The organism is Methanoplanus endosymbiosus (assembly GCF_024662215.1).
In the GTDB taxonomy this organism is placed as follows: Archaea; Halobacteriota; Methanomicrobia; order Methanomicrobiales; family Methanomicrobiaceae; genus Methanoplanus; species Methanoplanus endosymbiosus.
Map to the genome: position 1 here is coordinate 2181166 of NZ_CP096115.1, position 15304 is coordinate 2196469.

The following is a 15304-nucleotide window of genomic DNA, read 5'->3' on the forward strand; positions in this document are numbered from 1 at the left end:
AATAGAGGTGATTTGGTATTAATATAACCTGATCCGTGGTCCGGGTATTATTTTATTCCGCGTTTCTCATTCTGTATGGCAAATCTCTCATTGATGGATGATATCGTCTCTATTTCGTCTATTCCCTTGTCATCGCGCATTCTGACAAATCTCGGAAAACGCAGGGCATAGCCTGACTCATAATTGACACTCTTCTGAATCTCTGCATATCCCACCTCAAAGACAGTCTCCGGTTCAAACCTGACAAACTTGCCGGACTCTGAGATGACACTCTCTTTAAGGGTGTCATAAATAAAGGCCAGCATATCATCCGAAATTCCGGTTGCGACCTTTGATACCGGATATAGTTCATCATTCTCATCGCGGCATGCGAGGAGGAAGGATCCAAAGAGGCCTGCGCGTTTGCCTTCACCCCATTCAGCACCGATTACAGCAAGGTCAATCGTATCAACCTCCGGCTTAATCTTTATCCATTCCCTCACCCTCTGACCAGGAGTGTAGGCTGCGGAGAGTGACTTGACCATTATACCTTCATGCCCTTCGTCAAGGGCATTTCTGTAAAATTCCTCCACTTCTGCAATATCTCCGGATACGATCTGCGGGGCGACATACTCCCTCACATTATCCTCAAGAATCTTTCTTCTCTCAGTGAATGGTTTCTCTATTAAGGATTCGTCATCAAGCAGGAGAATATCAAAGACGTTTGGTCTCAGGCGGATATCTTCAACATGGGCCTCGATATCGTGCTTACGCCTGAATCTTTTAAGGACATACTGAAAGGGCATCGGTTTTCCGTCTTCAATGGCGATGACCTCCCCGTCAAGAATTACATCATGCTCTGTACAGTTCATCAGGAGATCTGATATGTCAGGGATTGCATTGGTGACATCCTCAAGTTTTCTGGAATAGATCTTAAAACTGTCTCCTTTTTTATGAAACTGAAACCTTGTTCCGTCGTATTTAAACTCAGCAGCAATACTGCCCTGTTCCTGAATCATATCAGCAATAGTGCCCTGCTTTGCAAGCATCATTTTTACAGGCCGGAAGAGTTCAATCTTAACCTCCTCAAGCGCATGTGCTCCTCTCTTTGCAAGAAGGGCAACCTCTCCCAGGTCATTTACTGCCTGGTATGCGTGCTCAACGAGCGCTGCCGGAACTGAAAATGCCTTTGCTACGGCCTCCCTTATATTTCCGTCACCAACACCTATTCTCATCTCACCAAGCATAATCCTTGCAAGATAACGCCCTTCAACCGGCTTTGCGTTGGCAAAGAGGCGCTTTACAAATTTCAGTTTTTCCTTCTGGGATTTAGAGCCTTTTATCTCTGAAATGGCTTTGAAGTCCGAAAAGACACCTGCGAGTTCGAGTGTGTCACTGAAAAATGAGGTCTGTTCCTTCTTTGCAAGAAGATTCTCCACAGCCTTCCCTACGTCCCCTCCGGAATTTATTTTCCTGATGACATAGTCCCTGTTCTTCCCGATGACGTATGCAACCGATTCATAGACGTGATTTGGGCCGATGCCTATCTTATCCTGGCTGTAGTCCGGAAATACCCGTCCTGTGATAAACCTTAAGAATACCGGCATATCCTCATCTGACAGACCTGGCAGTTTCTCTGCAATGAGATCTATCATCTCAAGCCTTCCGGAAATTGATTCAAGGGTGTTGCAGAATTCTGAAAAATCAATGAAATTCATGGTACATTGTTATTGCAGTTTTATTGTCTCTGCCGGACAGTGCTGGTGGGAAATTCTTATACCTGCACAGCAGGATATATTTTCGGCTGCATTCTGTGCAGATTCAAGGGCGATTTCCGGTCTGTTATTCTCCTCTGAGAGATGTGCGAGGATGATCTCTTCTGAGTTGCGGCAGTATTTTGTTATGCACTCCGCAGCAGCGGCATTTGATAAATGGCCTCTCTTTTCATCGGCTATTCTGGCCTTTAAAAATACCGGGTATGGGCCGTTTTTAAGCATCTCCGGGCAGTGGTTGCTCTCAAGCACAAGTGCATCCGCAGAACCCAGATATGAACCTATTCTATCGTCCGTCTTTCCCGTATCTGTGCATAGTGCAAAGGTGAGGTCACCATATTTTATCCGGTAGCCGCATGGATCCATTGCATCATGATATGTGGAGAATGCCTCAACTTCAAAATCGCCCACCTTCTTCATTTCTCCGGTTTTAATCGTCTCATAAATCAGTTTTTTATCAGATGTCCTCTTCTCATCAAACTGCCAGATTGTGCCCTGTGTTGCTATTACGGGAATGTTAAGCTTCCTTGATAAAACATCGACTCCTTTTACATGATCCCTGTGCTCATGGGTCACAATAATAGCTTCAATAAGGTCTTTGTTGCAGCCGGACTCTTCAAGCCTCTTAAAAGTCTCTTTTGCACTCAGCCCGGCATCGACCAGTACTGCCCCGGAACCTCCCTCTAAATATGTACAGTTTCCTTTGCTTCCGCTCGCAAGGACGGTGATCTTCATTCCTTTATTTCTTTGTCTCAGTATTACAAAACTGATCTGATTCCGGAAAAATCCCCGTTTATTCCCTGCATAAATAGTATAATGGGTGGGAAATGCTCCTGATGATCCGGATTATCCTTGTTTTTCTGTTCCTAATTTAACAAGCTCCACAAGAACCGGAGCTATAGTTCCTGAATGTATGCATCTTTTCACAAGTGCCGCGAGTTTTTTATTGTAGTGGATATGTGCCATCTGAAATCCCGACAGAAAACCGAAGCACAGTGTTACAATTCCAAGAAAGCTAAAGCCTATAATGTCCATTGTTCCCCTCCTCAGGCAATCTCCTGCATTTCATCTATAATCGGTTCAAACGAGTCATCATCCCTGCATCTCTCTACTGCGGCTTTGAAACGTCTGCCAAAGTAATAAGACATTATGTAATATCCTACGATGAATCCCACAATAAAGAAGATAATCACTGCCCCCAGTCCTATAATTATGTCTTCCATGATCTCCCGGTCCCTCTTCTGATTAGACTGACAATCTGTATTCATATAATATAAATACCAATGTCCATATCAATGAATCCGGCAAAGATCTCCGGACTGTCTGATCTAATCTCTGATATTACGCAGAATTCCGGGTGCATCCCGGATAAGGTGAGGTTCAGGCCGGGAACAAACATTTATAGTGTTCTCTCCTTTGATAAGACATCTGTACAGTTTTCGCTGCCTCTTCTGGTAAAGCCGTGTTTTATTCCGGAATTTTGCGGCTTCAGTCCTGTGGGTTATGACGGTTTTACAGCATCGGTAATTGAGCATATCAAGAGATCAGTCCCAAAAGACAGAAGGCTGAGGGCACTTGGTGGCCTTGATACAGTCCATCCTGCCCATTATTCTGCCAATATTGAACCTGTGACAGTTATAAAGACCAGTCCCGGTTTTGGCCAGAAACTCTGGATGGCCGGTCCGGATAATTTTACAGATGCAAAAGGGCTTCATCTGACTGTACAGGGTGCTCTGCCGGCGGCAGGTTCAGGCAGAAATAACAGCCGCAGAGAGTCACCCGGAGATATCAGGGAAACTATAATCTCACTGATGGACGGCCTTCTGGATACTGTAGGTAAAATACCGGTAAATGAGGTCAGTGAGGCAGTCAGTATCTCAGCTGACCAGAAGAGGATTCGTTCAATGCTTGTTGATCTCGGCCTGGTTTCATTCATAGCAGATGGTTCCCTTCCGGCAAGACATTTTTCAGAGCACAGGGCAAATTTCCGGCTTGCAGGCCCGAAACACGGCATCAATATCCCTTTCAGATGCCCAAAAAATCTCTCACCTGTGGAGATTGAATATGAAGAATCGGGTTACACCATCTCAGGGCTTGGCATAAAGAGGGGCGAGGTGTTTGCAGTTGTAGGTTCAAATGCCGAAGGCAAGTCAACATTTCTTCAGGGCATTATCTCAGGTACTGATGATCATCTTCCCGGAGACGGACGGGAGGGGATAATTACCGTTGGGCGGGGGAGTTTTGTTGAGACCGGTGGCAGGGATATAAGCGGGTCTGATATAAGCCTCTTCTTTAAGTCGCTCCCCCCCGGAATTTCAGGGACTCCAAAGCATGTCTCCGGCACAGGCAGCGGTTCTATGGTGATGGCGGCCGGTTTTTCAGAGTCCCTCTCAAAGCAGTCGCCGTATATTCTCTTTGATGAGGATCGGTCGGCGACAAATCTTCTTGTGCCAAACTGCATCCAGTGTGAGGATGTCAGTACCCTGACTGATCTCTTAAGAGAGAGAAGAGAAATCTTCTCCGGGACATCGCTGATATTTGCGGCGGCCACTATGGATCTCTTAATTGCGCAGTCTGAGAGGATAATGAGACTTAATAACCATTGTGCAGACGGAATTTTAGTTGATGAATACAGGCAGAGGCTGTACCGGCATATGACTGAGACTGCTGCTTCCCTTCTGGAATAATCCCTCAGGATCTCCATATTTTATTATCCAGTGGCCGAACTTCTCATGGGAGCGTTTCTGCAAAGGTTAATTGATTCTGCAAACCAAAAATTCTGCTGGATATGTTAAAAGAGCTTGATGCAGATTCATGGGTCAGTGAGCGCCGCAGCAGTTTTGATGATGTCAGTGCCCCTGTCAGGGATATTATTGAGAATGTGAGGAATAACGGCGATTCTGCCCTGTATAAATATGCAAAAAAATTTGATAAAATTGATCTTGAGGATATATGCGTAAGCCGGGAGGAGATTGACTCTGCGTACGATGAAGTGGATGAGAAGCTTGTTGAGTGCCTCATAGAGGCAGAGGTGAGAATATCGGAGTTTCACGAACTTCAGAAGAGAGAGGATCTCTGGCTTAAGGAGGTTCAGCCCGGAATTGTGCTCGGTGTTAAGACAACGCCTCTTGAGAGAATTGGCTGTTATGTGCCGGGAGGACGGGCATCATATCCGTCAACTGCACTTATGACGGCTGTTCCGGCAAGGGTTGCAGGTGTCTCTGAGATCTGCGCATGCACACCCCCTCCGGGAAATCCCCTCACCATTGTCGCCTTTGATATTGCAGGTGTGGATGAGATCTACAGGGTTGGCGGGGCACAGGCTATAGCTGCAATGGCACTTGGCACTGAGAGCATTGAACCTGTACAGAAGATTGTAGGGCCCGGCAATACCTTTGTAACCGCTGCAAAGATGATGCTTCGTGATTATGCTGAGATTGATTTTCCGGCAGGCCCGTCTGAGATTGGCATAATTGCGGATGACTCGGCAGTGCCTGAGTTTCTGGCGGCTGACATTCTCGCACAGGCAGAGCATGACCCGAATGCAGCCTGTGTACTGATAACCACAGACAAGGGGGTTGCTGAGGCGACCATTGCTGAAGTTAAAGCAAAAGCTGTCCTTTCTCCACGGAAAGAGATAATTCTTGCGGCTCTTGAGAATTCCGGATATATCATTGCAGATGACCTAAAGAATGCCATTGATATTTCTGATATGATTGCCCCTGAACATCTCTCCATTCAGGTGCGTGATCCAATGACTGTCTTAAACCGTGTGAGAAATGCCGGTTCTATATTTGTCGGCCCGAATACTCCGGTTGCATGCGGCGATTATGCATCAGGCACAAACCATGTACTGCCGACAGCCGGTTACGCCAGAGTTTATTCCGGGCTTAATGTCTCACATTTCTGCAAGACTTCCACTGTCCAGATGATTGACAGGGAGGGCCTTGAAGACATCAGTGATATTGTGGTAAATCTTGCAGAGGCTGAAGGTCTTCATGCCCATGCTGATTCTGTCCGTGAGCGGTTAAAGTTCCGGAAATGAAAATAATCTGAAGATGTTTAAAGTCAGATCATTATCTGACAATATTATATTATTTTAAAAGAGGTAATCGTCTTTCTCTGTCTTTTTTTCCTCAAGAAATTCCATTGATTCGGTGTAATCGTCCTCTGCTTCTTCTGATTCTTCTGCTTCTTCTGCTTCCTCTGATTCTTCCTCCACTGATTTTCTGTATCCGGTATCTGCATTATTACTGCTGCGTCCGGGACTGCTGCCACTCCTCTCTGCTTTTATTCCTGTTTTTTCTTCTCTTCTTTTGCCTGGGGCACTGGCATAGTCATCATCAACATCTTCAGCGTCTTCAGCGTCTTTGGCTTCAGTGACGGCACTGATCTCATCCGGAGTTTTGGCAGGGAATGGTGCAGGGTATTCATATTTTTTATGGTTTGTGCCTGAGTAACCGGACCTCTCTGATTCCCTGTTCTCTTCCTGGATTTTTATTACTGCCGCACCAATGTCTCCGATAATATCTGATATTTTCTTGCTGTCCTGAAATATTACGCCTTTTGAGAGGATGGCATTGCTGTTCTCACCCGGAATTTCATTTATTCTCACCTCAAATCTGCCTTTTGATAATAATGTCGGGATTATTATCAGTATTATTCCGATGATGGCGGGGAGGATATATGCTGGGAGCACAGGGGGTGTTATCTTTTCAATGAGTGCATATGCACTGGAATATGGCCTTAAGTATAGGTATGCTGCGCCTGCAATAAATAACAGGCCTGCAATTATTCCCGGAAGAGATGCTGCACCCAGTGTTTTTGATTCTATGCCTTTTACATCATGAATGTTCATCTCTGCCACAAGTGATATCTTTCCGTCCTTTGCTGCACTTCTGTTCTGTGCGAAGAGGATCAGCCTTTTATTTGTCAGGGCTAAATATGAGGCGGCTTTTTGAGGGTAGGCCATTCTGAAGGGGCCGTACTGGCGTACAGTAACTTCCCTTTCTGACATTTCAATAAATTCTGATACCGAAGACATTATAAAAGAGAATTATGGCAGACTGTATTAAATCATTTTCTGATCTGATACACAGATACGTGACCATTGGTTATACGCAAATTCCTGAAAAAAGATATCATATATATTGATTTATTTTGCCGGAAACATTACCAAACCATATTGTAACCGGGCTTTGTGTAGGCTGTATCGTCCCTGAGCATGACCTCATTTATTCTTATGCTCAGATCTTTCAGACTGCTCATCACTATCTCCTCGTCTGAGACTGTGTACAGTACATCGTCCATATACAGTGATCTTTTAACAACCTCCGGGCCGCTCCGGTAATATGATGACATTTCTGAATCGCCCTGCTTAACCTTTCCTTTCAGGATAAATCCAGTGTCCGGATCAATTCCGAATACATATGCACCGTTGAAGATCTCTTTTGTATATGACTTCTCATAATTCCCGTACAGGCTCTCATCAACCGGCACACTGGCAATCTCCCATACCGGAAGGACGAGTATATTCTTCTCTTTATCAAATAGGAGTGCCTTATGATCCCTCAGTGCCTCAGAATCAGATCCATAATCTCCGATCTCAACACTGTCGGTTAATACCGGACTGTTGACATCTGTTACATCAAAGAGTGCAACCTTCAGTCCTGTTGTGCTTACCCCTCCCCACTCATTCTTTTCAGCAGATTTTCCTATACCGATTATATGGTCTTTATCATAGGGATGCAGATAGTCTGAATATCCGGGTATCTTCAGTTCGCCAAGAATTCCCGGTTTATCCGGGTTTGAGAGGTCAATTACAAAGAACGGGTCCATCTCTTTAAATGTTACAAGGTACAGCCTGTCTCCGGCAAACCTTGCGGAGTATATTCTCTCATCAGGTGCAATGTACTCAAGTCTGCCTGTAATATCCAGATTTGGGTTTAATACATAGACCGAGTTGTATCTGCTGATCTCTCCTCTGCCATAGTTGTTTACTGTTGTTGCAACTCTGAGATTGTCATTGTATTCGTCCAGAGACCACTGGTTTAAAAACCTGCCCGGCACTGTTCCGGTGGACTTATATTCAATATCTCCCTTTCCGATTGAAAACCTGTGTATGACACTTTCCGGCCCGTTGCTGTCCGTATCTTCTTCTGCAAGCATGCCCCGGTAATATGGCATATTCTTCATATAGCTCAGGTAGATATTCTTCGCTGAGGCATACATCGTATCGTCCCATCCAAGGAGGAAGGATTCTGTATCTGCAACTTCACTGCCGGAAGTGTCAAAGGATGTTATGGTGTACATCACAAAGTCATTGTACGGAACCGGCGGACACCAGACATCCGGTTCTGATACAGCTTTACCATCCATTTTGACAACCGGCATGCCGGTGTCATACCTGTTCACCGGCTTTTTGGTTACTGCATAAATCCACCCGTCTGTCATACGTGCATCACTGTAATCTCCGGGCATTGTTATCTCATGCACAATTTCCGGTGCGGAGCGGTCTGATATGTCATAGATATAGGCCTTTGCGGCATCCTCTGTTACAGGAACCGGGACAGAACTGCCCTCAGGCGTTATCCATTCTTCCTCATAACCGTCTGCAAAGACCACAAGCCGGTCACCCTGCAGGAAGAGATCAGTAGTCCTGTATCCCGGAATTTCTGTCTCCGATACAATGCCTGATTTCTCTGCCGGATATGCGTCCACTATCGTCAGAAGGCTGTCTCTGAGTATGTAGATGTACTTTCCGTCATTTTTGACATAATCAGCTTCATCAACCCCTTTTACCTGGACATTTGTCTCCGAATAATCGGATGCGCCGCTGTCGCCCGCAACCGTATAAGGCAGGCTTTGAGAGGCTGCCGGAGGCATTGAGTCCTGCACTGCTGTTTTCTGCATATAATTTTCTGAATCCGTTCTGCCCGTTGATAAGGATTCTTCAGCCATCCCGCCATAAGCGAAAAAGACTGTTTCAGGATAGTCATATCTGCTGTATGAGTTATCCTGACTGTATTTTTCAAGATAATCTTTCAGTCCGTCCTCATCTGTAACCCTGATGAGGCCGTTCCCATCATCGCCGTATGGCCCCGGATAGAAGAGAAGGGCATATGCAAATATCCCTGCAACTGTAATTACGCCTGCAATGAGCAGTATCATCACTACTGTAAATCCCGTTTTCTTTTCCATAATTCTGTCTCACCCCTGCACTGATTCTGTATGGTATCTTATGGACCTGTCCGGTAATTAATCTGGCTTTGACTTCAAAAATTCCGGAAGTCATGGAGGAGTTGTCAGTTATAATTACAAAAAAAGGGAAATTATTGTCTGCTGGGCCGGGAGAGTATTTTATTACGGTTTTTTCAGCCGGAAAAATCTCTTCAGAAGAGGCTTCTCTGGCCTGCAGTGTTCTCCTGTTTTTCAGGTTCCGGCTCTCTGATTGTTTCAGGTCTGTTCTGATCATTCTTATTCTCTCTGCCGGCAGCTCTCTTTTCCGGGAATCTGTAGAGGTTTGAATTCACAGGTTTGCACCAGCCAAATTCCCCTTCCTTAATATCTTTGAGCGTTGAATCGACCTCATTTAACATGGCACTGATATTGTCGGCATGGTGGACTGCCCATGCCTCAGTGCTCTGCGGCATTACATCTCCATACGTGCCGTGATGGGACTGGATTATATGCAGCAGATGGTTAAAGGTATCTTCATCAGTGTACCTCCTGAATTTTGATATCCTCTCGATTGCGGGGCTGATATGCCCGATCAGTGAATAGGTGGGGCATGGCTTAAATGAGATGCCTGACTTCTCAAATGTATCGGCCTTGCCTATATCATGAATAAGCGCTCCGGCGATGACGATGTCCCTGTCAATATCAATTCCGGGCAGTGAATCTGTAATTCCGGCTGCGATCTCCACAACCTCAAGGGTATGGTGGGCAAGCCCGCCGTAGTAGGCGTGATGGTTCTTCTTCGCCGCCGGTTTTTCATAAAATCCGTCTGATGTTTTTATAGCTTCTCTGACGATCTTTTTAATCCCGCTGTCCTTTATGCCGGAGATATGCTTTTCAAGCTGTTTTTTAATCTCATCCGGATGTACGGGCGAATAGATATAATCTGTAATATTGAGGTTATTTTCATTCTCTCTGTATCTCAGGAATTCTATGCCGGAATTTACATGAATTTCCATTGAGCCTTTATATTCCCTCACTTCCCCGGCAATTCTGTAGATGTTTCCCTCAGCAATCAGTCCATAATATCTCTCAATCTCTTCCTCACTGCTGCCTCTGTTGCCCCAGATCTTGCATTCTCTTGTCCCTGTCCTGTCTGATATTGTGCATGTTATGAACAGTCCGCCTGTTCTTGTTTTAATGGACAGATTTTCGATGAGGAAAAGTGAATCTATCTTCTGTCCAACCGTTATCTCTTCAATATAGATATTTTTCATTGCTGATCTTCCCTTTATTTAACCGGATTAATTATTGATGCGGAACTGTTTGGATACGGGATTTTATGGAGATATTCCAAGCCTCATCTTCAGGAGCCTGATTATCATTCCTGCACCGTCTGCACGTCCCACTGAGGTGTCCTCCCTGTTCTCCCAGACAATTGGGACTTCCTTTATGCTGTAACCCTTCTTCGTAAGCCGCCAGAGCAGTTCTGCATCATATTCAAAACCTTTTGTCTTCATATCGGGCAGAACATCATTCAGTGCATTTCTTCTGAAAACTTTAGCGCCGCACTGTGTGTCGCTGAAACGTATATTCAGAATCAGCCTGATTGCAATATTGAAGAGGCGGCTCTGAACCCTTCTGGAAAACGGCTGCTTTACCACAACATCTGACCCTTTCATCCACCTCGATCCTATTGCACAGTCATAATCAGAGAGATATGAAAACAGGCGTATCATCTCACTCTCGGAGGTAGATCCGTCGGCATCTGTAAATCCGACATACTGCGTCTCTGAGTTCAGAATTCCGGCAGTTATGCCGCCGCCTTTCCCAAGTCTTTCAGGATATTCAAGGCATATGATCTCCGGAAATTTATCCGATATTCTCTCCGAAAAATTCCGTATGACATCAGGTGTCCTGTCAGTTCCGTCACAGACAAAGATTATTGTGCCTTTAAAAGATGATAATGATTCAAGGAAGGGTTTAATCCTCTTCTCCTCATTGTATGCCGGAACAATGATTGTGCAGTCCCCGGCCTTAATATTCTGCATAAGTTATCTGTTCAGTCAGCAGCCGAGTTTTTCAATAATTGCTTCGGCAAATCCCTTTGATACTGTCGGATGATTTGCAGTTATTATATTCATATCTGAGACTACCGGAATATTCAGGTAATTTGCTCCCCCTTCTTCTATCAGTTTTAAGGATGCAGGTGATTCAAAGACTGTTGCCTGCCTGCCCTTTAAGAGTCCTGCGCGTGCCAGAATTACCGGTGCAAGGCATATTGCGCCTATGACCTTCCCTGATTTTCCAAACTCTTCAGTGAGGGTTTTCAGATCGTCATCCGACCAGAGGAAATCACTTGCGCCAAGGCCGCCAACAATCACAATTCCGTCATAATCTGACTCTTTTGCGTCCTTAATCGCAAGTTTTGCCTCAATGATGCCCCCCATCATACCTTCGCACTCACCTGCCTTTGTTGATGCGACATCAAATTCAATTCCGGCCTCCTCAAAGATTTCTGCGGGTATTTCAAATTCCTCTTCCCTGTATCTCTTAGGTGCTACCACCATCAGCAATTTCATACAGGAAATGTGAGGCTTAAAAAAGTATAATATTACTGATGTTTCTCCAGGTGCTGCCTGAGCATAGTGTCAGGTTTACATCTGTCAGCAATCTCAAGCGCCCTCTGCCTCAGTTCGTTATGCTCAACCCTGCATGACTCCGGCACATCACCATTTCTCAGTATCCCCGATGTGTTCTCGGTTATCTGTATAAGTTCGGTTGCTATGAGGGAGTTGAGCCACAGCAGATCTTTAAGCATCTGCCTCTCTTCGTCATTCATACTTTTGTTATAATCTGTGTGAAAAATAAATTTCCGGTTTGATATTTTGTTGGCATAAATGGAAAATGCCATTTTAATCCGGAATATAGTTAAAAGATAATTAAGGGTTATTCTAATATGTCGTATATTGAAGATATTAAATCAAAAGGAAACGCTGCAAATCCTTACTTTTGCCTGATGGGCATTGAAGCAGGAGACTTTGGTGGCGGGCGGGCAGAACTGTCCATGAAAGTCAGGGGGGATATGTTAAACGGCGCAGGATGGCTTCAGGGCGGCGTATATGTATCACTGGCAGATGAGGCTATGGCTCTTGCGATATTTACAGTCCTTGAAGAGGGAAAGGGCATTGCAACAGTCTCCGAGTCAACAGATTATTACAAAGGTCTGAAGAGCGGAATTCTGACTGCTAAGGCAAAAATCATAAAAAAAACCAGAAAGCTGATCTTTGCTGAAAGTATAACCTGCTCAGAAGACGGCAGCACTGTCTATTCAAGGACTTCAGCATCTTTTCTTATCACCGGCTGATATTTGTGTAATATGCACTGCTCCGGATGATTCCATCTGTCCGGACAATTCCATCTGTCCCCGCCGGAAATACAGTACATTCTGCCTTTGATTATTCCGCAGAAAACTCCTTTTCCGGTGGCTTCATCAACGATTTTATCTGTAAAAAAAATCATATATATGAGTAGATTTAATCCGGAAATCTGACAGTTCAGATTCCGGTTTGCAGTAATAATTTTATGGACATATTGTGGACATTTCATTTCTGCTGATATTTATGGAGAGGGTCATTTGAAGTATATAATTGTAACCGGCGGAGTTATGAGCGGTCTTGGTAAGGGAATCACCACCGCGTCGATAGGAAGAATCCTTAAGAACAGGGGCTACAGGGTTACTGCGGTCAAGATAGACCCTTACCTGAACATTGATGCAGGGACCATGAATCCGGCACAGCACGGAGAGGTTTTTGTCCTCAAAGACGGCGGAGAGTCTGATCTGGATCTTGGCAATTATGAGCGTTTCCTTGACATAAGCCTGACATCTGATCATAATATCACAACCGGAAAGGTGTACCAGACTGTTATTGAGAAGGAGAGGCGCGGCGATTATCTTGGAGGGACAGTTCAGATAATCCCGCACATCACAAACCAGATCAAGGAGTTCATCACCAGCGCAGCTTCAAATCCGCTTGAGGACGGAGTGACAGCCGATATGTGCCTCGTTGAGGTCGGCGGAACTGTTGGTGACATTGAGAGTATGCCTTTCCTTGAGGCTGTGCGCCAGATGCACGGTGAACTCCCAAAGGAGGACATAGCACTTGTCCATGTCACCCTTGTGCCTGTTGACAACATGGGCGATCACAAGACAAAGCCAACCCAGCATTCAGTAAAGATGCTCCGTGAGCTTGGTATTCATCCGGACATCATAGTCGGAAGAAGCGATGTTGTGATGGGTGTAGGTACAAAGAAGAAGATCTCACAGTTCTGTGATGTCTCACACCGCGCTGTCATCTCTGCCGCAACAGCGGCTGACATCTATGAAGTGCCGATGGAGATGGAGAAGGAAGGTCTTGCAGATGTCTTAAGAGATCTGCTGGGGCTTGAGAAGAAGGAGGCAGACAATGACTGGTACAGGGTTGTCAGCCGGGAGTACACCAACCGTGCCTCAATTGCAATCGTCAGCAAATACGGCATTGAGGACGTGTACCTGAGTATAAAAGAAGCACTGCGCCATGCAGGAAGGCATCTCTCAACCGAGGTTGATATCCACTGGATTGATGCTGAGTCATATGATGAGAGTGAACTTGCTGAGATGGACGGCATATTAATACCCGGAGGATTTGGTAACCGTGGTATTGAAGGAAAGATCCAGGCCATCAGGTTTGCAAGGGAGAATAAGATCCCATTCCTCGGACTCTGCCTTGGTTTTCAGATGGCAGTCATAGAATTCTCAAGAGATGTCCTTGGCTGGGAGGGAGCAGGTTCTGAGGAGATGGGTGCTGAAAAGAATGTCATTGCAATTCTTCCGGAACAGGAGGATGTAACTGACCTTGGCGGCACTATGAGACTTGGTAACTGTGATGTCGATCTGATGCCCGGAACTATGATTGAGAAACTGTACGGCAGCAGAAAGATTACTGAGAGGCACAGGCACAGGTATGAGGTAAATCCTGAATATATCGATGAGATCGAAGAGGCCGGCCTGAAATTCACCGGAAGGAGCGGCAACAGAATGGAAGTCTGTGAACTTCCGGGCAGTGATGCCTTCTTCCTGGCAACACAGTTCCACCCGGAATTCCGGTCAACACCGACAAAGCCTTCACCGCCATACCTTGGGTTTGTTGATGCGTGCAAAAAATACAGGATGAAAGAGGAGTAAAAGGCCTTCCTGAAAATAATCTGAGTAAAAGTACCGGAGAATAATTATGGTAAATACAGAAAAATTCATTGAAAGTGCAATAAAGGAAATCCGCGGGAAAGCCGAGGGTAAGAAAGTTGTAATGGCGCTCTCAGGCGGAGTTGATTCATCGGTATGTGCTGAGCTTGCAAAGCGCGCAATCGGTGAAAATCTCGTATCAATATATGTCGATACCGGACTTATGAGGAAGGGGGAGACTGAGAGAATTAAGTCTCTCTTCTCCGATATCAACCTTGATGTGGTTGATGCCGGGGACGAGTTTATTGATGCACTGAGGGGTGTCAGTGATCCTGAAGTGAAGAGAAAGATCATTGGTGAGAAGTTCATCAGAATCTTTGAGCGCGAGGCTAAGAAGACAGGAGCTGCATACCTTCTTCAGGGTACGATATACCCTGATGTCATAGAGAGTGAGGGCGGCATTAAGAGCCACCACAATGTCGGAGGTCTCCCATACGATATTGCATTTGAGGGCCTCATTGAGCCTCTCATTGATCTCTATAAGGATGAAGTGCGGGATGTCGCAGGTGCACTTGAACTTCCGCTCGAAATTCAGCACAGAATGCCCTTCCCCGGCCCCGGCCTTGCAGTGCGCTGTGTAGGTGAAATTACGGAAGAGAAGATTGAGATTGTAAGGGAGGCAAACGCAATTGCCGAGGAGGAACTTGTTGAAAAGTTTAAGCCGTGGCAGTGCCTTGCAGCTGTAATCGGACTTGGCACAGGAGTCAAGGGCGATGTCAGGCTTCACGGATGGATTGTCTCGGTAAGGGCGGTATATTCAAGGGATGCCATGACAGCAGACCCTGTGGAAGTGCCCTGGGAGACACTGCACCGTATGGCAACCAGAATCACATCCGAAATTCCGGGTGTATCAAGGGTTGTCTATGACATCACTCCAAAACCGCCCGCAACAATTGAATACGAGTAAATCTGTGGGTAATATCCCATATTTTCTTATATTCTGTGCGGGCCATGAGCACCCGGAATAATATCCGGGTCTTTGGTTTCAATTAAAAATCCGGTTAAAATTCAACTTATGTTTAACCGAAATTTAGCCCATATTTAATGTTAATTGCAATGAACGCCGGAATTGTTAATATTCCGGGATTTGATATAA

General features: G+C 45.4%; 15 protein-coding genes. 5 read left to right on the top strand and 10 right to left on the bottom strand.

The features are described from left to right. Nucleotides 1–47: 47 nt before the first annotated feature. The 4 genes from L6E24_RS09680 to L6E24_RS09695 form a co-directional block, all read right to left on the bottom strand. The gene (locus L6E24_RS09680; protein ID WP_257741783.1) at nucleotides 48–1697 is read right to left on the bottom strand and encodes an ATP-dependent DNA ligase; all 1650 of its coding nucleotides are present in this window, start codon (nucleotides 1695–1697) and stop codon (nucleotides 48–50) included. 9 nt (nucleotides 1698–1706) lie between these two features. After that, a complete protein-coding gene (locus L6E24_RS09685; protein ID WP_257741784.1) occupies nucleotides 1707–2486 on the bottom strand; it encodes an MBL fold metallo-hydrolase in 780 nt (259 codons plus the stop codon). Between the two features lie 111 nt (nucleotides 2487–2597). After that, the gene (locus L6E24_RS09690) at nucleotides 2598–2786 is read right to left on the bottom strand and encodes a hypothetical protein (RefSeq protein WP_257741785.1); all 189 of its coding nucleotides are present in this window, start codon (nucleotides 2784–2786) and stop codon (nucleotides 2598–2600) included. Between the two features lie 11 nt (nucleotides 2787–2797). Then, nucleotides 2798–2974 carry a hypothetical protein gene (locus L6E24_RS09695; RefSeq protein WP_257741786.1) on the bottom strand — a complete coding sequence of 59 codons (177 nt, stop codon included), beginning with the start codon at nucleotides 2972–2974 and terminating at the stop codon, nucleotides 2798–2800. Nucleotides 2975–3034: 60 nt separating this feature from the next. On the opposite strand from L6E24_RS09695, the gene L6E24_RS09700 reads away from it, so the two are divergent. Then, entirely contained in the window at nucleotides 3035–4438 is a 1404-nt protein-coding gene (locus tag L6E24_RS09700) for a P-loop domain-containing protein (protein ID WP_257741787.1), read from the top strand. 101 nt (nucleotides 4439–4539) lie between these two features. Beyond that, the gene (gene hisD, locus L6E24_RS09705) at nucleotides 4540–5796 is read left to right on the top strand and encodes a histidinol dehydrogenase (RefSeq protein ID WP_257741788.1); all 1257 of its coding nucleotides are present in this window, start codon (nucleotides 4540–4542) and stop codon (nucleotides 5794–5796) included. A 54-nt stretch (nucleotides 5797–5850) separates the two neighbouring features. On the opposite strand, the gene L6E24_RS09710 is transcribed toward hisD, so the two are convergent. The 6 genes from L6E24_RS09710 to L6E24_RS09735 all read right to left on the bottom strand — a co-directional run bounded on the left by L6E24_RS09710 (nucleotide 5851) and on the right by L6E24_RS09735 (nucleotide 11769). After that, the gene (locus tag L6E24_RS09710; protein ID WP_257741789.1) at nucleotides 5851–6768 is read right to left on the bottom strand and encodes a hypothetical protein; all 918 of its coding nucleotides are present in this window, start codon (nucleotides 6766–6768) and stop codon (nucleotides 5851–5853) included. Nucleotides 6769–6923: 155 nt separating this feature from the next. Continuing rightward, on the bottom strand, nucleotides 6924–8951 hold the full coding sequence (locus tag L6E24_RS09715; RefSeq protein ID WP_257741791.1) for a beta-propeller domain-containing protein: 2028 nt from the start codon (nucleotides 8949–8951) through the stop codon (nucleotides 6924–6926). A gap of 191 nt (nucleotides 8952–9142) precedes the next feature. Beyond that, nucleotides 9143–10204 carry a 3'-5' exoribonuclease YhaM family protein gene (locus tag L6E24_RS09720; RefSeq protein WP_257741792.1) on the bottom strand — a complete coding sequence of 354 codons (1062 nt, stop codon included), beginning with the start codon at nucleotides 10202–10204 and terminating at the stop codon, nucleotides 9143–9145. A gap of 63 nt (nucleotides 10205–10267) precedes the next feature. Beyond that, nucleotides 10268–10978: a dolichyl-phosphate beta-glucosyltransferase gene (locus tag L6E24_RS09725; protein WP_257741793.1), complete on the bottom strand. Its 711-nt coding sequence runs from the start codon at nucleotides 10976–10978 to the stop codon at nucleotides 10268–10270. A gap of 15 nt (nucleotides 10979–10993) precedes the next feature. Then, complete coding sequence (locus L6E24_RS09730; protein WP_308219117.1) at nucleotides 10994–11497, bottom strand: DJ-1/PfpI family protein; 504 nt, start codon at nucleotides 11495–11497, stop codon at nucleotides 10994–10996. 44 nt (nucleotides 11498–11541) lie between these two features. Beyond that, entirely contained in the window at nucleotides 11542–11769 is a 228-nt protein-coding gene (locus L6E24_RS09735) for a hypothetical protein (RefSeq protein WP_257741795.1), read from the bottom strand. A 117-nt stretch (nucleotides 11770–11886) separates the two neighbouring features. Between L6E24_RS09735 and L6E24_RS09740 the strand changes: the two genes are divergently transcribed. From L6E24_RS09740 to guaA, 3 genes are all read left to right on the top strand, one after another. Next, nucleotides 11887–12294, top strand: coding sequence for a PaaI family thioesterase (locus L6E24_RS09740; RefSeq protein ID WP_257741796.1), 408 nt, complete (start codon nucleotides 11887–11889; stop codon nucleotides 12292–12294). A 270-nt stretch (nucleotides 12295–12564) separates the two neighbouring features. Further along, the gene (pyrG, locus tag L6E24_RS09745) at nucleotides 12565–14151 is read left to right on the top strand and encodes a glutamine hydrolyzing CTP synthase (protein WP_308219118.1); all 1587 of its coding nucleotides are present in this window, start codon (nucleotides 12565–12567) and stop codon (nucleotides 14149–14151) included. 46 nt (nucleotides 14152–14197) lie between these two features. After that, nucleotides 14198–15115, top strand: a complete 918-nt coding sequence (guaA, locus tag L6E24_RS09750) for a glutamine-hydrolyzing GMP synthase (RefSeq protein ID WP_257741797.1) — start codon at nucleotides 14198–14200, stop codon at nucleotides 15113–15115. The last annotated feature ends 189 nt before the right edge of the window (nucleotides 15116–15304 follow it).